The organism is Parasulfitobacter algicola (assembly GCF_013315265.1).
In the GTDB taxonomy this organism is placed as follows: domain Bacteria; phylum Pseudomonadota; class Alphaproteobacteria; order Rhodobacterales; family Rhodobacteraceae; genus Parasulfitobacter; species Parasulfitobacter algicola.
The window spans coordinates 627,342-646,084 of sequence record NZ_JABUFE010000001.1; the positions used below are offsets into that span (position 1 = coordinate 627,342).

General features: G+C 51.4%; 19 protein-coding genes. 5 read left to right on the forward strand and 14 right to left on the reverse strand.

Features of this window, described 5'->3' with window-relative positions:
- The first annotated feature begins 6 nt into the window (after positions 1 to 6).
- Positions 7 to 1,140, forward strand: a complete 1,134-nt coding sequence (locus tag HRQ87_RS03045) for an NAD(P)/FAD-dependent oxidoreductase (RefSeq protein ID WP_174135063.1) — start codon at positions 7 to 9, stop codon at positions 1,138 to 1,140.
- Positions 1,141 to 1,226: 86 nt separating this feature from the next.
- Here HRQ87_RS03045 and HRQ87_RS03050 read toward each other — a convergent pair whose 3' ends face one another.
- Complete coding sequence (locus tag HRQ87_RS03050; protein ID WP_174135065.1) at positions 1,227 to 2,360, reverse strand: alkane 1-monooxygenase; 1,134 nt, start codon at positions 2,358 to 2,360, stop codon at positions 1,227 to 1,229.
- A 49-nt stretch (positions 2,361 to 2,409) separates the two neighbouring features.
- Entirely contained in the window at positions 2,410 to 3,456 is a 1,047-nt protein-coding gene (gene mutY, locus HRQ87_RS03055) for an A/G-specific adenine glycosylase (protein ID WP_174135379.1), read from the reverse strand.
- A gap of 93 nt (positions 3,457 to 3,549) precedes the next feature.
- On the opposite strand from mutY, the gene HRQ87_RS03060 reads away from it, so the two are divergent.
- From HRQ87_RS03060 to HRQ87_RS03070, 3 genes are read left to right on the forward strand one after another with little or no spacing between them, the layout of a single operon-like run.
- On the forward strand, positions 3,550 to 4,074 hold the full coding sequence (locus tag HRQ87_RS03060; RefSeq protein ID WP_174135067.1) for a DUF721 domain-containing protein: 525 nt from the start codon (positions 3,550 to 3,552) through the stop codon (positions 4,072 to 4,074).
- Positions 4,074 to 4,733, forward strand: a complete 660-nt coding sequence (locus HRQ87_RS03065) for a DsbA family protein (protein ID WP_174135070.1) — start codon at positions 4,074 to 4,076, stop codon at positions 4,731 to 4,733. The genes HRQ87_RS03060 and HRQ87_RS03065 overlap by 1 nt, the downstream gene beginning before the upstream one ends.
- The gene (locus HRQ87_RS03070; RefSeq protein ID WP_174135381.1) at positions 4,730 to 5,842 is read left to right on the forward strand and encodes a CaiB/BaiF CoA transferase family protein; all 1,113 of its coding nucleotides are present in this window, start codon (positions 4,730 to 4,732) and stop codon (positions 5,840 to 5,842) included. The genes HRQ87_RS03065 and HRQ87_RS03070 overlap by 4 nt, the downstream gene beginning before the upstream one ends.
- Here HRQ87_RS03070 and lpxK read toward each other — a convergent pair.
- The 3 genes from lpxK to HRQ87_RS03085 are packed head-to-tail and all read right to left on the reverse strand — an operon-like array spanning position 5,778 to position 8,279.
- A complete protein-coding gene (gene lpxK, locus HRQ87_RS03075; RefSeq protein WP_174135071.1) occupies positions 5,778 to 6,809 on the reverse strand; it encodes a tetraacyldisaccharide 4'-kinase in 1,032 nt (343 codons plus the stop codon). The genes HRQ87_RS03070 and lpxK overlap by 65 nt on opposite strands.
- 3 nt (positions 6,810 to 6,812) lie before the next feature.
- Entirely contained in the window at positions 6,813 to 8,024 is a 1,212-nt protein-coding gene (locus HRQ87_RS03080; protein ID WP_174135073.1) for a 3-deoxy-D-manno-octulosonic acid transferase, read from the reverse strand.
- A gap of 9 nt (positions 8,025 to 8,033) precedes the next feature.
- Positions 8,034 to 8,279, reverse strand: coding sequence for a DUF4170 domain-containing protein (locus HRQ87_RS03085; RefSeq protein WP_174135075.1), 246 nt, complete (start codon positions 8,277 to 8,279; stop codon positions 8,034 to 8,036).
- Between the two features lie 98 nt (positions 8,280 to 8,377).
- On the opposite strand from HRQ87_RS03085, the gene HRQ87_RS03090 reads away from it, so the two are divergent.
- Complete coding sequence (locus tag HRQ87_RS03090; protein ID WP_174135077.1) at positions 8,378 to 9,529, forward strand: alpha/beta hydrolase family protein; 1,152 nt, start codon at positions 8,378 to 8,380, stop codon at positions 9,527 to 9,529.
- Here the strand turns inward: HRQ87_RS03090 and HRQ87_RS03095 are convergent, their stop codons facing one another.
- From HRQ87_RS03095 to HRQ87_RS03135, 9 genes are read right to left on the reverse strand one after another with little or no spacing between them, the layout of a single operon-like run.
- Positions 9,530 to 10,156: a phosphatase PAP2 family protein gene (locus HRQ87_RS03095; RefSeq protein ID WP_174135079.1), complete on the reverse strand. Its 627-nt coding sequence runs from the start codon at positions 10,154 to 10,156 to the stop codon at positions 9,530 to 9,532. It lies immediately after the preceding gene.
- A complete protein-coding gene (locus HRQ87_RS03100; protein WP_174135081.1) occupies positions 10,134 to 11,072 on the reverse strand; it encodes a fatty acid desaturase family protein in 939 nt (312 codons plus the stop codon). The genes HRQ87_RS03095 and HRQ87_RS03100 overlap by 23 nt, the downstream gene beginning before the upstream one ends.
- Positions 11,062 to 12,081, reverse strand: a complete 1,020-nt coding sequence (locus HRQ87_RS03105; protein WP_174135083.1) for a Rieske 2Fe-2S domain-containing protein — start codon at positions 12,079 to 12,081, stop codon at positions 11,062 to 11,064. Before HRQ87_RS03105 ends, HRQ87_RS03100 begins: the two co-directional genes overlap by 11 nt.
- Positions 12,078 to 12,662, reverse strand: coding sequence for a nuclear transport factor 2 family protein (locus tag HRQ87_RS03110; protein ID WP_174135085.1), 585 nt, complete (start codon positions 12,660 to 12,662; stop codon positions 12,078 to 12,080). The genes HRQ87_RS03105 and HRQ87_RS03110 overlap by 4 nt, the downstream gene beginning before the upstream one ends.
- 43 nt (positions 12,663 to 12,705) lie before the next feature.
- The gene (locus tag HRQ87_RS03115; RefSeq protein ID WP_174135087.1) at positions 12,706 to 13,776 is read right to left on the reverse strand and encodes a hypothetical protein; all 1,071 of its coding nucleotides are present in this window, start codon (positions 13,774 to 13,776) and stop codon (positions 12,706 to 12,708) included.
- Complete coding sequence (locus tag HRQ87_RS03120) at positions 13,773 to 15,128, reverse strand: B12-binding domain-containing radical SAM protein (RefSeq protein WP_174135089.1); 1,356 nt, start codon at positions 15,126 to 15,128, stop codon at positions 13,773 to 13,775. Before HRQ87_RS03120 ends, HRQ87_RS03115 begins: the two co-directional genes overlap by 4 nt.
- Complete coding sequence (locus HRQ87_RS03125) at positions 15,125 to 16,459, reverse strand: B12-binding domain-containing radical SAM protein (RefSeq protein ID WP_174135091.1); 1,335 nt, start codon at positions 16,457 to 16,459, stop codon at positions 15,125 to 15,127. The genes HRQ87_RS03120 and HRQ87_RS03125 overlap by 4 nt, the downstream gene beginning before the upstream one ends.
- A gap of 28 nt (positions 16,460 to 16,487) precedes the next feature.
- A complete protein-coding gene (locus HRQ87_RS03130) occupies positions 16,488 to 18,023 on the reverse strand; it encodes a GH3 family acyl-acid amido synthetase (protein ID WP_174135093.1) in 1,536 nt (511 codons plus the stop codon).
- On the reverse strand, positions 18,001 to 18,741 hold the full coding sequence (locus HRQ87_RS03135; RefSeq protein ID WP_174135096.1) for a hypothetical protein: 741 nt from the start codon (positions 18,739 to 18,741) through the stop codon (positions 18,001 to 18,003). The genes HRQ87_RS03130 and HRQ87_RS03135 overlap by 23 nt, the downstream gene beginning before the upstream one ends.
- Positions 18,742 to 18,743: the final 2 nt, after the last annotated feature.

Below are 18,743 nucleotides of genomic sequence, written 5' to 3' on the forward strand. Positions count from 1 at the left end.
CACTTTATGACCTATGATTTCATCGTGATTGGCGCAGGCATTGCGGGTGCTTCGGCGGCGTATGAGCTTGCGGCAAATGGTACAGTATTGCTGATCGAAGCCGAAGCGCAACCTGGCTATCACAGCACAGGCCGGTCGGCGGCACTGTTTACGCGCAACTATGGGACATCTTTGGTGCGCGCCATTAACGCACTAAGCGAACCGTTTTTTTCCGATCCACCGGAAGACTTTGCAAGCGAACCTTTGTTGCAACCAAGGGGGGCTTTGGCAGTTGCCAATGCAAAAGATGCCAACTTGCTTGATCAGGTATTGATGGCATCGACACAAGCAAACCCAATCATAGAGATGACGCCAAAAGACGCCTTGGCCATGGCGCCCTTCCTGCGCGAAGATCAGGTTGCCCGGGCAGTTTACGAAGCCGGTGTGATGGACATTGATGTTGCCTTACTTCTTCAGTCCTATCTGAAAGCGTTTCGCAAACGGGGCGGCACAGTTCAGACCAGACACCCCGTCATGTCAATGACGCATGCGCAAGGCTGCTGGTCTGTGACCACGAAAATCCAAACCTTCCAAGGCAGAACTGTCGTGAATGCGGCTGGCGCCTGGGCGGATCAGGTCGGTGCATTGGCACGTGCCAAGCCTATTGGACTTGTCGCAAAACGCCGTACAGCGATCATTCTGGACGCCACCACTGGCTATGATGTCGCGCGTCTGCCTTGCGTCGATTTCACAGGCGATGATGCCTATATCAAACCTGATGCTGGCAAGCTTATGGCCTCGCCTGGGGATGCGACACCGATGGAACCGCAAGACGCGCAGCCTGACGAAATGGATATCGCTGTGCTGGCCGATTGGATTCAACGACACACATTGCTTCCCGTGCGCCGTATCGAACACAGTTGGGCCGGGCTAAGATCCTTTGTGGCCGATGGTGGCCCCGTCATTGGTTTTGATGATGTCTTGCCGAACTTTATCTGGAATGCGGGGCAAGGCGGATATGGTATCATGATGGCGCCCAGTCTTGCCAAAGCTGTGGCATCACTTTGTCATGACCAAACTTTACCGGATGATTTTGTTGCATCTGGATTGGCAGTCACAGATCTGAGTCGCACGCGACTGGATCTGTCAGACAATACATAGTTTTGCGCTTTATAAGGATGCGTTAACTAGAAAGTCAGGGCGTTAGTTGATGACGACTTTGCCGTCTGCCGTCCCACCCGCTTTCCTTATCTTGGTAGCGGGTGCGTCCCTTGCTTATAGGCCGTCCAATCAGTAATTTCAGGATAATACATCTCGCGCCAGCGTTTGACGCGGGGGTTCATGCGACTGCGCCATAAAGGCGGGATCATCGCGGCCATTGTCATGATCGGATAGCCATAGGGCAATTGGGGTGCATCGGTTTCTGTATGCGCTTGCAAAAGCGGAAAGCGGCGGTCGGGTTTATAGTGATGATCTGAATGGCGCTGCAGATTGATCAACAGCCAGTTTGAGGCCTTATGCGACGCATTCCAGCTGTGACGTGGCAGAACGTGTTCATATTTTCCGTCGCCCAGATGTTTGCGCGTTAAACCGTAGTGTTCAATGTAATTGACCAGCTCTAACTGCCAGATTGCCGTGACGGCTTGCAGCACAAACAATCCCAATCCAGCCCATCCGCCAATCAAAGCAGCAAGCGCCAAAAAACCGATTTGCAGCGCGGCAAAACGCCAAAAAGGGTTTGAGAGATGATGCCATGGCAAATTTTTGCGCGCCAGCATCGCTTTTTCCGCCTTGAACGCAGATGTCAGACATTGGTGCAAAACGCGCGGAAAAAATCGATAAAAGCCTTCGTTATAACGTGCTGTCACAGGATCTTTCGGCGTTGCCACATATCTGTGATGTACCAGCAGATGTTCGGAGCGAAAATGTGAATAGAGCACCATGCCCAAAAGAATATCGCCCATCCAGCGTTCCAGTCTGCTTTTCTGGTGCATCAATTCGTGACTGTAGTTAATCCCGATCGTGCCACTGATCACCCCGACGCCGAAAAATAGACCTATTTTTTCCCATACGGCCAAGTGGCCTGTCGCGCTGACGTACCACAGGATGCCGAAGATTGTGGCAAACTGAACGGGCGTCCAGATCAGTGTGATAGCACGATACCAAAACAGTTGCTGATCATTGGTTTCAAGGTCTGCATTTTCCTGATTAAGACCCGCAAAAACATCAATAATTGCGAATAGATACCATGTTGTCAGGGGCAAAAGAAAAACAGTCCAACCACCATAGATCGCACCGACCCACGCAAGGGGCACAAGGGCAAGCGATAACCAGAATGGAAGGGCGCTTTGCCAACGGGCGACTTTATCTGCAGAAATCATAATAGCTCCTTTGACGGACTTGGTATCAGGCCAGATATTACCAACTCGTTCAGGATTTTGGCCATTCACCGGCGGTCAAGTCAAATGCTTTACGCATGACGGTGGGTAAACTTGATGATTGAAAAGCGTGCAATTCGATGAATTCACCGCGTGTTGGGGTTGCGTTTAACCCAACGTACGCGATTTGAACGGTAAGGCGCAGGTGGAAATGGGTGAACGTGTGACGGGCTTCGGCATCCAGCGTGCGCCAATCGGCATCAAGGGGTGGATTTTCTTCGGGTGCATCGGTCCAATCTGATCCGGGCCATCCCAACATACCGCCCAGCAAACCTTTGTCTGGGCGGGTTTCCAGCAAGAAAGCTCCATCATCGCGACGTGCGATATAGATGATGCCGAAGCGAGTTGGCTTAGGTTTCTTGGGCATTTTTTTGGGCAATTCGGCTTGCGTACCTTCGGCGCGGGCAACACAGGGGTCATGCCAAGGACAAATACCACAGGCTGGGTTTTTAGGTGTACAGATCGTTGCGCCAAGGTCCATAACCGCTTGTGCGTAATCGCCCGGGCGTTTTTGCGGCGTCAACAATGCCGCTTTTTCGGTCAAAGGCATTTTGGCCGCGGGCAAGGGTGTGTGAATATTGAAAAGTCGCGCCATAACGCGTTCGACATTGCCATCCACCACGGTTTCTGGCGCATCAAACGCGATAGAGGATATCGCGGCAGCCGTGTAAGGCCCGATCCCGGGCAGTTTCAGCAGTTCAGTATATTTACCTGGAAACTTGTTGTCATATTCATCGGTGACAACCCGCGCGCATTTCAACAGGTTGCGCGCGCGGGCATAATACCCAAGCCCTGCCCATTCAGCCATGACATCGGCATCCTTGGCTGATGCAAGATCGGTCAGCGTCGGCCAACGTGTTGTAAACCTGTGGAAATAATCACGCACCGCGGCGACAGTGGTTTGCTGTAACATCACCTCGGACAGCCAAATGCGATAGGGATCTGGTATTTGTCCAGCTTTGCGATCTGCGGGGCCAATACGCCACGGCATCGTACGTGCATGGCGGTCATACCAGTCAAGAAGCGCATCGCTTAACATTTCATAACGCAATGTTTATGTCTTTCTTTCGCTTTAGGACTGGTGAATATACGCGTGCAGTTTAAAATAGCTCAACAATCGGAGAAAACACTTATGGCCGTTATGCATCGGCGATCAACCACGATGGGGTTCAAGACGACCTCGGATTTGTTGCAGTCGCGGATCAGGACTGCAAGCGAAAAGCGTGGTTTTGCAGTGACGCGGCTGTTGACGCATTGGGTTGAAATTGTGGGCGAAGCGACGGCCAAGATGGCAGTGCCTGTTAAAATCGGGTATGGGCGCGACGGTATCGGTGCCACGTTGACAGTGCTGACCAAGGGCGCATATGGACCGATGTTGCAATCACAATTGCCGCAACTGCGTGATCGGGTGAATGCCTGCTATGGCTATAATGCGATTTCCAGCATCCGGATCACCCAAACGGCCCCCACTGGATTTGCCGAAGGGCAAGTGGCATTCACGCCCAAACCCAAGAAATCACGGCAGATTGACCCGCAAGTCAAAGCTGATGCACAGCAGGCAGCCGAAGGCGTAAAAAGCAAAGACCTAAGACAGGCCCTTGAAACCCTGGGTGCAAACATTCTATCGAGACCGAAATCTTTGGACAGAGGCACATAATGAAACGAATGATAGCTATTGCTGCCGTTGCAGCGTTCGGTGCGGGTGGTGCATATTTGTTTATGTCGCAAAACAGCACTGTACAAACCCCCGGAACAGTACAGGCAGCCAGCATTGTTGAAGTGGCCCAGTCTGACATAGCCGAAATGGTGATGGGTGCCGAAGATGCACCAGTGACGATAGTCGAATATGCATCCTTTACCTGCCCGCATTGCGCGACGTTCCACAATGGAACGTTTGAGCAGATCAAAAAGAATTATGTCGATACGGGCAAAGTACGGTTTGTCTATCGCGAGGTTTACTTTGACCGATTTGGCCTTTGGGCATCAATGGTGGCGCGCTGTGGTGGCGAAACACGGTTCTTTGGAATTGCAGACATGCTGTATGACCAACAACGCGACTGGTTGGGAACGGGTGATCCTGTTCAAATCGCAGACGCATTGCGCACAATCGGACGTACGGCGGGCATGACAAGTGTGCAAGTGAACGAATGTATGGAAGATACTGCCAAGGCAGAAGCCCTGTTTGGCTGGTACGAGGCCAACGCGCAGCGTGATAATATCCGTGCAACACCTTCGTTTGTTATCAATGGCGAAAACTATTCGAATATGGATTACGCCCAGTTTGCGCGTGTACTGGACGAAAAACTGGCAAACTGATGACACCGCTTTACGGCCTAAAGGTCATTGAACTGGCGCGCGTGCTGGCTGGACCGTGGGCGGGCCAGACGTTGGCCGACCTTGGGGCAGACGTGATCAAGGTCGAAAGCCCAAGTGGCGATGAAACACGCGGTTGGGGGCCCCCCTTTGTTGATCGCGGATCAGACCGGTCTGCGGCCTATTTCCACAGTTGCAATCGTGGTAAAAGCACGATTATTGCTGATTTTCGAACAGACGATGGGCAAAAGCAGGTTCGTGATCTGATAAAGGATGCTGACATCGTCGTTGAAAATTTCAAGGTCGGTGGTTTGTCAAAATATGGTTTGGATTACGCGGCACTGTCTGAAATCAATCCACGCCTGATCTATTGTTCCATTACGGGCTTTGGTCAGACGGGCCCTTATGCCGACCGTGCTGGCTATGATTATATCATTCAGGGCATGTCTGGTCTGATGTCGATCACGGGTGAACCTGATGGGGCGCCGCAAAAAACGGGTTTGGCGATCACGGATATCATGACGGGTGTTTACGCCACCACGGCCATTCTGGCAGCTTTGCATCAACGACAGACAACAGGTGTTGGGCAACACATTGATATGGCATTGTTTGATGTCGCCGTTTCGATGCAGGCCAATCAGGCGATGAACTATCTTGCGACTGGGGTCTCCCCGACCCGAATGGGCAATGCGCACCCCAATCTTGCGCCCTATCAGGTGTTTGAGTGCAGCGATGGGCATATCATCATTGCCGTTGGGAACGACGGGCAATTCGCGCGGCTTTGTGAAATGCTTGATTGCCCTGACATGGCCAAGGATGCGCGGTTTCTGACCAACTCTGACCGGATTGCCCACCGCGCAGCGATGACGGATGCATTGCAACAATGTACCAAAAGCCGGACAATGGCCGATCTTTTGGTGGCTTGTGAAACAGCCACGGTTCCAGCTGGGCCGATCAACACTATGGACCAGGTCTTTGCTGACCCACAGGTGAAGCATCGCGCGCTTCAGATAACGTTGGATGGTGTCCCGGGCGTTCGGTCGCCGTTTACGTTTTCGGACGCGGATCTTGCCCTTGACCGTCCTGCACCGGCTTTTCCAAAACGCGATTAAGCACTGTATCAAAAGCAGACCAATCGTCAAGTTCAAGCCGCACAGGCAAGGTCAGAACTTTCATACGAAAACTGTTTGGCAGTCGCACGGCATCTTTTTCCGTTGTAACCAATTGGGCGTTTTGCGCTTTGGCTTCAATTTCCAACCGCTTCATCAGGGCATCGGTCAAGGGTTGGTGATCATCCAATGCCTCGGCCCGGATAATAGTTGCCCCCAGATCACGCAGAGTCTGAAAGAATTTTTCCGGATGACCAATGCCCGCAAAAGCCAGACAAGGCAGTCCTTGCCATGGCATTCCTGTCAGCAGTGGTTTCAGATGACCGCGCATTTGCGGCAGATCAATCGCACCGCCCCAGGTTTGAGAAAACCGCGCCTGTGCTGCATCATTGCCGATCGATAAAACCAAATCAGCCCGCTTTAGCCCCATGTCCACGGGTTCACGCAAAGGGCCTGCGGGCAAAACGTATCCATTCCCGAAGCCCCGATGTGCGTCGACGACGATAATGTTCAGATCTTTTTGTACAGAGGGATTTTGAAAGCCATCGTCCAGTAAAATAATATCTGGCAAAAGAGTTTCAGCCAATCGTACACCGGTTGCGCGGTTTTTTGATACAATGGTTGGCGCGAATGCTGCCAATAATAGGGGTTCGTCGCCAACAGCATATGCTTTGTGATTTGGAGTCACTTGCACCGGACCTTGCAGCGTGCCGCCATACCCGCGTGACACGCAGACAGATTTCAGACCCATCGCCTGAAGCCGCTCGATAACTGCAATGGCTGTAGGTGTTTTGCCAGTGCCACCTGCGTTGATATTGCCGATGCAGATCACTGGGCAAGAACTGCGATAGCCAGGTTTGGTCAGACGCGATGCCGTGGCCTTGGCGTATATCCAACCCAATGGTGCCAACGCCCGTGCCCGCCAATCGGGTCTATCGGCCGGTGTGAACCAGAAACGCGGAGGACGCATGTATTATAGCCCTCGATCGTCTAAAGCTGTCAAAGCCATTTCAACAATACGGTCTGTGACCTCGGCTGAGCCCGAAGTGACATCCCACGCCGCATGCGCCAGTTTTGCGGCCAGGTGGGGGGAAAGCAGATCTTCGACGGCAGTGGCAAGCTGATCGCCGTTACGCACAGACCGTGTCGCCCCCGCCTTGGCCAATCTGTCATAGCTGCTGCGATATTGTGAAACATTCGGGCCATGTAAAACGGCTGATCCAAGAGCGGCGGGTTCAAACGGATTTTTGCCAGGGCCGTGAATCAGCGAACATCCAAGAAACGTAATTGGGGCCAGTCTGTACCAAATTCCCATTTCGTCGGGTGTGTCCGCGACAAAAATTTGGGTTGTTTCTGTGGGGTCTTCCCCCTTGGATCGCAAGGCTACCTCCCACCCTTTGTGCGCCAAAGTTTGGGCTATTTCTAGCCCCTGAGTTTCGTCATCAGGGACCAGTATCAAAAGCAATCGGTGCGCTGTGCGGCTTGCGCGTCTGTGGGCCTGGCCGATCACTTCAACTTCTTCTTGGGATACCATCGCCGCCAGCCACATTGGTCGGCTTCCCAATATATCGGTAAGATGTGCGTGTTCGGTTTTATCGCAAGACAAAGCGGGCGTGCCTTCTTCCAGCAGCTGTGACACTTCGATATGCTGTGCCTCGGCCCCCATACGACGAATGTGATTTTCTACTTCTTCATCAACTACAAAAATTCGATCAAAATGCCGGAATGTCTTTTGATGCATACCCAAAGCCCATCGCAGACCGGATGTTTCAATGGATGACAGGCGAACATTAATCAGAAACATTGGGATATTACGTTCGGACATGCGGGATAACAGCCCATGATGTAGGTCTCCATCCGCCCAAATCAGCAGATCAGGCTTCCAGTATTCAAGATATTCTGCAGAACCATGCCCGGTATCATTCGGCAAGGTTTGACAAAACACACTGGCAAGACGGCGGTCTGATGGCAATTCCAACGTGGGCGGCGTGGTCAGCATGATAAACAAATCATCACGCTCGTGGCGCAGCCGTTCGGCTAATTCGCAAATGGCCATCGCATCTGCCAGATTTGACGCATGCAGCCATACCAAAGGGCTGTCGGGCTTATGTTTGCGCGGTGTTTCGTCCGACGGTTCGCTGTCCGTTAAGGTGCGATATAAAAACATGCCATCGGACGTGCTCATCTTATGATCCTAGTTGCCAAGTTCTTCCGTCGCCGAGGCGGCCGTTTCTTCATCACGCAACCGATGCAAATGGGCAATGAAATAGCGCATGTGTGCATTATCAACCGTGCGCTGTGCTTCGGCTTTCCATGCATTATAAGCCTTTGCATAATCGGGGAAAATTCCAACAATGTGAATATCATCGACATTTTTGAACGCGTTTTTAGTAGGGTCGATCAGCTCACCTCCGAAAACAAGGTGCAAACGTTGTGTCATGGGCTTTGCTTTCTATTATAAGATAGTGGCACTTTAGAAATGTGACACCTAGGGTCAAGTTACGCTTGTTTATATCGAAGCCATAGATCGGACGCATTATGAAAAACGTCAGTCATACCGACGCCTATACGCCTTATGATCATTTTTTCCTAAAAGCGCTGCGGTCGGTGTCGCGGGTTGTCAGTGTAAAAAAGCTGACACAGCCGTTTTGGAACCGCTGGCGGGGTGGCGATATCAGCGACAAGGTTTTGTTTGATTTTCTGGACTCGATCAAAAACCTGGATGACTGGTCGCGCGCTGCTGACCAACTGATCGCGCATGAGGAAGCCGAGCTAGATCGTGATCGCGCAGATCTGGACCATGACCAACTGGTCCGCCGTCTGCGCCGCATGTCTTACATGAGCAACCTCGCCCATTGGGGCATCATGCCGCTGAACGATGCCAAGCTGCGCAGTTATACCAAAAGCCGCGATTATTATATTGAAGCTGAAACACTGGCCTTTGGTGATCGGTATCAGCGACTTCATATCCCATGGAACGACCAGGAATTCCCCGCGAATCTGCACCTGCCAGAAGGCCAAGGCCCGTTTCCACTGGTGATGATCATACACGGGTTGGATGACTGTAAAGAGGAACATCTGGCCACCGAACTGGCGATGCTGAATGCCGGCTTTGCTGTGATCTGTTTTGATGGTCCGGGCCAGGCCGAGGCATTTTTGCTGGACAATATTTATTGGTCTGACCGTTTTCCCGAAATGGTGGGTGCTATTTTAACCACGCTGTCTGGTTATCCCGTTGATACCAGTCGCGTTGGGATCATGGGCACCAGCATCGGCGCACTTTGGGGTTTTTCGGCGGCTTCGGGGGATGATCGGATCAAGGCGATTTATGATCTGGGCGCACCCATCAACACCAAGTCGTTTTCCCGTGTGCCGTTCATCATCAAAAGCAAAATCTGCCAGATCACGGGTGCCAAAACCGATGCCGAAATCAAACATGTCTTGTCAAAGAACTATATCGACCGGACTGAGATCCTGTCAGGTATCCCCGCCGCTATTCGCATTGTGATGGGTGCCAAAGACCGCGTTGTGCCATTGCGCGATAAATATTGGCTGCGCGATGAACTGATCCGCATCGGTGCGTCACGTGATGTATCCATGCGTGTCTTTGACGATGGCGATCATTGCTGCACGAACCATATTCCGGAACTACGCGATGATATGGCGGCGTTTTTCAAAGAACACATCTGATTATTCTGCGTGCATCGCAAAGTGTGCAAATCGACGATCAACCATTGGTAAAAGCACTTTGAGCCCGAACACAGCAAGCACCAATCCACCTGCGACATCCAGGATATGGTGCTGGTGGGTCAACAGCGTCGATGCAATGATCAGAAGCGCCCAGATGGCTATGACAGGTTTCCAGACGGTTCTTAGAAATGGCCACATGCCCATCGCGAAAGATGCTGTCAGCGCCACGTGTAATGATGGACAATCATTGTAAGTCAGATTTACGAAGTCTGCGATTTGAAAGACGATATTTGCAGGCGGATCATAGCTGTTGGGCTGCAGCGGAAACATCAGATAGCAGATACCCGCAATCAGGACCTGCACTGACAGAGCATAGGCCAGAACCAAAAGATTACGCTTGGGCATGATCAGAAGCGGCAAACAGAAAAAGACCATGGCCGACAGGTAAAATATTGAAAATTCGGGGATTAGCGGGATCGCATCGTCTAGCGGAATGCGGAGTGAAGGCAGATCAGACCGAAAGTGCGTTATGAAGTTGGTCCCACCATAAATCAACCCGAACCACAGCCCAAAAGCCGCGCCAACACCCAGACGAAAGCGCCATTCACTCTGCAGGGTTGACAGCATCATCAGTCACAGGAAGCGGTCGCGGCCCGCCCCACATCTTGAAATAAATCGACCAGAAGCTGGGACTGGGATCGGTGGCTTGAACGTGTTTGGGCAAAGCAACCCAAGGGATCGATGGATCGCGGTGGTGGACCAAATGATGGTGATAATTCAGGAAAACCATACGCACCAGCCCGTTCACCTTCAGGTTCCAGGCCCCTTCGCGATTGTCCAGGTCAGAAAAAGCGTGGTCTGTGTATTGCAGCGAACTCCAATTCACGGCAAAGGCGGCATAACAAACGGCCCACCCTGCAAGCGATAGATCCAGCAAGAAGATCAGTGCCAACTGCACAGAAAGGCCGATCATAATATCCAGTCGCGCCCGCCAAACGGGCACCGCATCAAGGCTATCCAGAAATTCCTGCGCGCTTGTTTGTTTTGCAAACCATTCACCGGATTTTCCAAACAGACGACGCCCTTTGATCAGGTCTGCGGTAAAGAAATAGATCACTGAAAACAGTGGAAGCAAAATCCAGTAAAGCCCAGTCAGAATGCAATACCACTGCACGAATTTGACAAACCGTTTTTCGCCGGGGGCATAGTAATCAAAGCGCTCCCTTTCGGTTCGGCTGTTTTTATGGTGCGACAGGTGAAAAACCCGCTGAAGGGCAAAAGCAGTAGGAAAGAAACCTGCGATAATGCGGCCTGCATTTTCGTTGATTGTGCGGTTGTCATGAAAATGGCGATGTACGGCCTCGTGCATCAACGCGTACATCGTATTGCCAAGGAACGAAAAAATCAGCGCGGCGCCAATGAAAACGACCCAGGATTGCGTGTGCGATGCAGCCCAAAGCGTACCACAAATCCCAAGGATCGTGGCCGCCATAATCGTCAGGTTCAGCGTGCCGGGGGTTTGATCAATGGCTTTATCTGTCATCTAGGTCCCCTGCTGATGGGCAGCTTTTCAAAAATATATAAAGTTGTTGGGCAAAGCCATCGGGCGGCCCATGTGTAAAGGTCGGCGGGTGCCATTTCAGATCATCAAAGATGGTAAAATCATGCGAAAGGAAACTTCGGAATAACCATCCTGCAACTTTTAAGCGGATGCGGTCGGTCAGGCGGGTTTGTTCGCCAACTAGCCCCACGACCGCATGAATATCTGTGCCGCCATCCATCCTGGGGCATGTCGACAGCAAAAAGAAACTTGGGCGTGGGCCGGCCTGGCTTTGCACCAACATCAGTGTGCCACCAATCGTGGTCATCGACGCCCGAATATCGTTACCTGACAGCCACTTCATCATTCTATCGCTTAGGCTTTTGCCCGTTACTTGCGTCCGATATCCAATGCGAAACCGATCTTTTGAAAGGGCGCTGACCTTTGCAGGTTCTTTCAGAACGCGACCATGCACAGACAGCAGATGTTCCATATCAAAGCCATTTGCGATCAGCGAAAACCAAGACGTCTTGGTCGAATAGCTACCAGCCGGTCCTGCCAGAAACGAAGATACATCGAATTCCGGCACGGGAATATCATAGCGTGGCTTGTTGCCAGTATAGACAAAGATCAGTCCATATTTTTCGGCCACAGGATATGTTGGCTGAATTAGTTCAACCGATTTTGTGCCATCCGGCTTTGTAAAATGTCCGTCATGGGCGATCAATCGATGGTGAAGCGCGCAGCGGATACCGTTTTTTTCAGCCAAAGCATGTTTCAGGTGACATCCCATATGCGCGCATTGCGCAGCATAAACCGTGACCTGTCCGGTCTGAGCGGAGCGATACAGCAGGAATTCCCGATTGTATACCGTACGCACGATCGTTTTTTGCGAACCGAGTTCGTTTGATTTGGCCAAAGCATACCAGTTTTCCGGTAACGCAGGAATGTCCTCGCACGCTTTTGTGTATGAAGACCGTTCCGGCGTTATGGTTATGCTTTGTGCGGTCAAGTGCGGCGCCTTTTTCGGCCTAACAAAAAGCCGATTAGCAAACCGATGACAGCCGCAATCGTCAGAAACAGCCAAAGATATTTCATGATCTCGCCCGAGATCGGGTTGTTGAAGATATCAGAGGAAAAATGCATGCCCGTGATCTTCCATTCGCCATCTATTCTGGCCAAGGCGGCCGTCCAACGCAGGGGCACGTCAAATTCCAACCCGCCACGCATCTTGAATGAGGCCTTTGAGAAACCAGTCGATACGGCACTATTGCCGTCAACATAAAGCGCGGACAGCACATCAGGGTCGAATGTCACGGCCATGTCGGTGACCACACTATCAGCGCCAGCCATCATGCGATCATAATATTCACGCGCCGCTGGTTTTCCGTGCACAGCCTCGTTATTCATGGCTGTGAAATAGACGTTGTCGGACAATTCATTCATCAGTGCATCCACATCTCGAGCGTCCAGTGCAGCGATGGTGCGATCTTTCATGGCGCGAATTTCGTTGTGTATCGCCTCGTCCGTATTCTGGGCGGATAGTGGGGCTGCCAAAACAATCAGCAATATGGTTATCAATCTAAGTACCATCGGTATGATCCATTTTCTGTCCCTTATATACGATCAGACTACGCTAAAGCAGGCCAATTTCAATTTTTGAATTCCTAAAATCATCTTTTAGGGGCATGGGGTGATCAGGGCTTAGCGTGACGGCATAAATCACACTTTCATAATCCCGGTGCCCAAAAGCTTTGCACAATGGCGCAAGCAGCTTGTCATCTTGCGCCAGCCCAAGGGTTGCCATCGCGACGCCCCGTTGATGTGCGATGTTCAAAGCCGCACGGACTAAATCCTTGGCAATTTGGGATGTGCACGTTGTCAGAAAAGACAAAAATGCATTGGACAATTCATGCCCCTCAGGGGGAAGCCGGGGCAGATTTATAATCCGGCTAAACAGATTAACCACGGGTCGAAAACGCGCTAGCTGTGCAGTATAGCCGTGCACGATCATCCGCTTTTCAGGCGATTGCTGCCAAACTGCGACTGTGCCCGTAATCGTGCCATTATCTTCTGCAATCAGAAAATCCTGCGGCGTTAGATTTTGAAAAGACCCAAAATCAGTGATGTAGGGCGACAACGGGCGGTGCTGACTTTGTTGATTCAGGAAGTTTCGCAGGTTTGTCATATCGTGGGCCGTCGCATGTCGAACATTCTTGGGGTGTTGATATCTGCGGCTGCCAAAGGCTAGCGAATGATATCGAAACAGCGGTTCAAAGCGCGGAAATCCGGGCAGACCGGCCTGAACCAAACGCCTTGCGCGGGCGTTATCAGCAACAATCGAAACCAGATACCACCCCGGATCATTTTGCCGCAGATGGGTATGAATTGCAGCCATTCCATCGCGTAAAATGACAGGTTTGCTTTGAAAACGAGTCGCAATGCGCAGTTGATTGAACCATGCCAATCGCTGCCGTTTTCCCTGAAAATGGCATGGGAAAACACTGCAGCTGGCCATTCCGGTGGGTGTTTCACCATGATATCCAATGATCGAATTATGATCTACGTCTGCCCAAAGTGGCGCGTGGTGGCCCGCTGCGCTTTGATAAGACAGACTGATCCATCCTGGCATTATGGCGGTATTCAAAAGCTGATCTATTGCGGGTTGATCGCCCTGATCGGCCTTTTTGAAGTGATACGGCGTCATGCAACCTTCAGCAATTCACCCGACCAGTTTGGATCACCAAAAGGTAACATATGGCGTTTGTTGACCTCTTGCCGGTGCAGGTAATTGATCAGAAAAAAGGCGCGCATCATGGTGAAATCACCGCGGTTCAGCTTGTCAAATCCGCGTTTCATCATACCGGGAATGGAATAGAATTTTTTGCGCGCTTGAACACAACGTTGGGTGATTTCTTCGCCAGACATGCCGCCGGTATCAAAGGGCAATGTATTATAGGAATAGGCATCGTTCAGCCACCACGCGTCATAATGCAGCTGCCCGTTGTCTTTCAAACGTTTGTAAAGCGGGGTACCTGGGAATGGGGTCAGGTGATTGAACGCGGCCAAGAAAAAGTCATTATCCATCGCGAAATCATAGGCATTTTCAAAGGTTTCAGCCGTTTCTGTGCCATAGCCAAAGATAAACGTACCATAAATCCGAATGCCATATTTGCGCAAATTGGCCAGCGCATTGGCATACCCTCCACCCATCGTATTGAATTTCTTACCCATTGCGCGCAGTGTGTCGCGTTCAAGGCTTTCAAATCCGATCAATACGCCACGACACCCACTGCGAGCCAGGGTCGCCACAAACTCTTCATTGTGGGCGGCGTCAACGCTCATCTGTGTGACCCACCGGATGTTGACGGGGGCAATGGCTTCGGCCAGTTCTTGGGCTTTGGGAATTGAACCTGCAAAATTATCATCCACAAAGAAAAACAACCGCTTTTCGTGTTTGATCTGTTCCAGTTCAGCCACAATTTTATCTACAGGGCGGCGGCGATGGGTTTGGCCGAAAAAGGCCTGGATCGCACAGAATTCACAAGGAAAACGGCAGCCCCGCCCGGTTTCGACCAACCCAAGCGGCAGATATCTTTTGCCTTTGAAAACCGATCTGTCGAAGTGCACGTTATCCAGAGATCCGCGGTCATAGCCTTTATAAACGGGCTTTAGTGTCCCGTGGCGGGCATCATCAATGACATCGGCCCATGCGCTTTCGGCTTCACCAATGACCACAGCTTCTGCATATTGGGCGACCTCATCCGGCATCAATGTGGCGTGGAACCCGCCCATCACAACCGGAATACCCTTGGCACGATAGGTCGACGCGATCTGATACGCGCGCTTGGCGGTATAGGTTTCAATTGGGATCGCCACCAGATCGGTGGGGGCATCGAAGTCAATCGGCTCCATCCTATCATCGAAAAACTGGATTTCGACATCATCCGGGGTCAGATGCGCAAGTGCCGCAATGGGCAAAGATTCCATCTGCCACGTCCGCATATAGTTTTCACCGGGACGCCTGCCGATGGATGGATGGACAAAGGTGACTTTCATGATGCTTTCAACTCGTATCCAATGGGCCAGTCGCAGGTGTAATGGCTGTGCAAATGGTTGGCGTAAAAGCGATATCCAAGGTTGGCGAGGATCGAGATTGGCAATTGTGTCCGCGATTTTGCCAGCCGTTTCAGAATTGCGCGACGGGAATAGACGTTTTGCCAGGCCCAGACATGGCCGTCTTGTAGTTCTTCGCCGGTCATTTTGGATGGGCGATAAACGACGTGCTGGCCGTCATAAAGTTCCCAATCCCGCGTTGTAATGCGACCTTCGGCGTTTAGGCGATGATACAATGGTGTGCCAGGGAACGGGGTCTGAATGGCAAAGCGTGGCAGGTCGATACCGGCATCAATCGCAAAGTCAGCGGTCCGCTGAAACACGCCCGTATCATCCGTGTCATAGCCAAAGACAAAACAGCCATAGATGCTGATGTTCAGGCGGTGCAGATCCTCGATCACTTTGGTATAGGTGTTGGGCTGGTTGAATTTTTTGTGCACACTGCCAAGGGCATCGGTTGATATGCTTTCAAAGCCAATCAGCACACCGGAACAGCCACTTTTGGCCATCAGTTCCATCAAGTCCGGGTCGCGGCCGATCAGGCTGGTGACCAGACCAAACCAGCGGATATTCAACGGGACCAATGCCTCAAACAGTGATTTGGCATAGGCCCGGTCCGAAATTAGGTTGAGGTCGATAAAGATATTTCGTTTTTTGCCAAACTGCTTGATGTCATGGGCGACATGTTCAACTGGCTTCTGGAATTGCTTACGTCCCCATGCGGATGGTGACACGCAAAAATCGCAAGCGTGGGCGCAGGCGCGCGTGGCCTCAAAAACAGCTTGGGTGATGTATTTCCCGCGATCCAGACGGTCGCGTTCAGGAATAACCATTTGGTTCAGATTGAAATCAGACCCCTGATCATAGCGTCCTTTCAATTGTCCTTTGGCAAAATCCTGCAACAGACGTGGCCAAGACATTTCCGCGTATCCGACGCAAATGGCATCACAATGCTGCGCGGCTTCATCCGGCATCAGGGTTACATGCGGGCCGCCAAGAACGACCGGAATACCATTGGCCCGAAATTTTGCGGCCAGTTCATAACAGCGCGGCGCTGTGCCGGTGATCACGGTCATGCCGATCAGATCGACATTCAGATCACTTGGCAGATCCTCGATCCCTTCGTCATAAAGCTGAAATTCAATATCCAACTCGGGCGGGGCAAGGGCGGTTAAAGTCGTCAGCGTCAATGGTTGATAGCGCAGGGATTTTTTGAAAATACCGCCACGGTGCCGATAAAGCGGCCCTTTGGGAGAGATCAGCGCAATACGCATACATCAAACTTTGTCAGCGTGCGGGATTTCAACAAGTCTGCAATTCCTTACCTTTTCCCCAGATATCATAGCTATCGACACCCGGTTTCAACAACACGGGCACTTTAATATCTGAAAGCCTGTGCCCTTGGGTCAGCCTAAAGGCGATATAGCGATCCAGCAAGTCGGTGTATTGTATCACCTGCGGCCGTGCCAACTGCCCAATGGCGCGGGCATAGGCGTATTGCGGGTTTGTTTTCAGACATTCATCAATTTGCTCGGCGATATCTGGTCTTGGCGTGACGTTTGCATCAATTCCGATATCATATCGACAGGGGTGGTCGTATCTGGGGATCAGAATGCAAGGAAATCCCAGATCATGCATGCAGGATAAGACAAAGTCTTCGGTCAGTTTTTCCCCGACCAAATCAACAGTTTGCCCAGATCGCCCCATGAATTTCAGCATCGGCAGATCGCTGCCGTTATAATAGCCAGTGCACTGAACCCGATCGCCGATGCGGTAGCGGTAAAAGCCACCAGTATTGGTGACGATCAGGTCATATGTTTCCCCTTTGGACAATGCATCGACCGTGAAGATTTTGCGGTGTTCATCTTCGAATTCCAGAAACGCACTGTGTAAGGCCGGAACAGGATTGGCAGCATCACATAAGGGAAAGGTAAAGACACCTTCGGTCGCCAACAGTCCCTTGGGCTGCAGATATATATCGGGCAGACGGCTTTGCAGATCGCTAAAAAACGGGGCTGAACTGGCGTCGGCCCAGGTACTGACGATAGTCAAGTCTGGCCAAAGATGCGATGGTCCGTGTTCAACCAGCTTGGCCTGTTCCGGGTTCACTGGGATACCGAAATCTCCATCATGGATCGCCTTGGCGACCTGATCTGGGTTTTGGGTGATCGTATCCAGAATACCGGTCAGGAAAGTCGGGCTCCAAACGGATATCAAGGTCAAATCGTGGGTGGCTGCCAACCATGCGGCAGTGGCAATGGACCAGCGTTCAGGGTCGGACAAAGACGGACTATAAACCGAAACATCTGCAATATGGCTTGCCGCTTCGGCACCAAAATAAGCCGCATCCGAAGGCAGCCCGACCGGCAAACCACCCACATCGCTTTGCGTTTGCATCACGGGACTGATCGCAAAATACGCCCTGCCTGACATGATTTTCGGATAATGCGTTAGAAAATCAGAAAACCACGGCAGGATACTGCGCTGAAAATCTGACAAGAGCCTGGTGTTAAAGGGGATATGCTTCTGCCCACCCGAACTGCCCCCTGTCAGTTCGAACATTATCGTCGGGTCTGATGTCAGGGCCGTGTGATCCCCTGCGATGATCTGATCGATATAGGGTTTCAGATCCTGGTATGCGCTGATCGGGACATTTGCCTGAAAGGCATCCAGCGTCATGATATCGCTAAAGCTATGATCGCGGCCAAACTGACTGCGCGCATTTTCACGCAGCAGGTTTGTTAGATAGCAGATTTGTTGTTTTTTCGGCTGCAAGGCAGACTTGTGATAGCTGGCCAACATGGGCCTGCCCAATTCAAGCAGTGATGACCATCCCATTGCAGGAATACCCCTTTTCAAACTGCTTTCGTGCCATCGGTTTCAGATTGTCATGCGATAATTCGCACAGACACAGCAATTCATCGCCCTTGGCAAAATCCGGGTTCTTTTCCAGAAAAAACCGGACGTATTTGTTATTGTGTGCACCGGGGTCCAGACCATCAAAGCTTTCCAGCAAACCGCTGGCGCAGTCCTTTGGGCGCACAAGGCCAGTATTCGGGTCATAAGTGTTTGAAAACTTGGTGTGCCCCACGGCTGTGATCAGATCGACAATATCAGGCGGCGTTGCGCAGTCTGGCGTCGGATAATAGGAATACGTAAAAGCGGGCAGATACCGAAACGTGCGGTGACCCTTTGAAATAAGTAGCCAATAAAGCGGGATGTCGGGTGCGGCCCGTTTTACCGAACCGGCGTGTTCGATCCATGAAAATGGCAAGATTTGTTGGCCCCAATGATCACGTTCGATCACTGTATCACCAGAATAAAGAATGCGAATTGGCCCAAATTTCGAAGGTTGCAGCCATGTGTCAATCGTCGAAAATCCACACAGTTTTCCCAAAGGGTCCGACAGTATGATAACCCAAGCTTTTTCGTTGAAATCGCGATGAAATACATCAAGATCAGCAGGGTTGTAATATTTACGATAGATGTCGAACAGTCCGCAGATCAACTGATCGGTAAAGGACTCTTTGGGAATAATTTTCGAACATAAAGTCATGA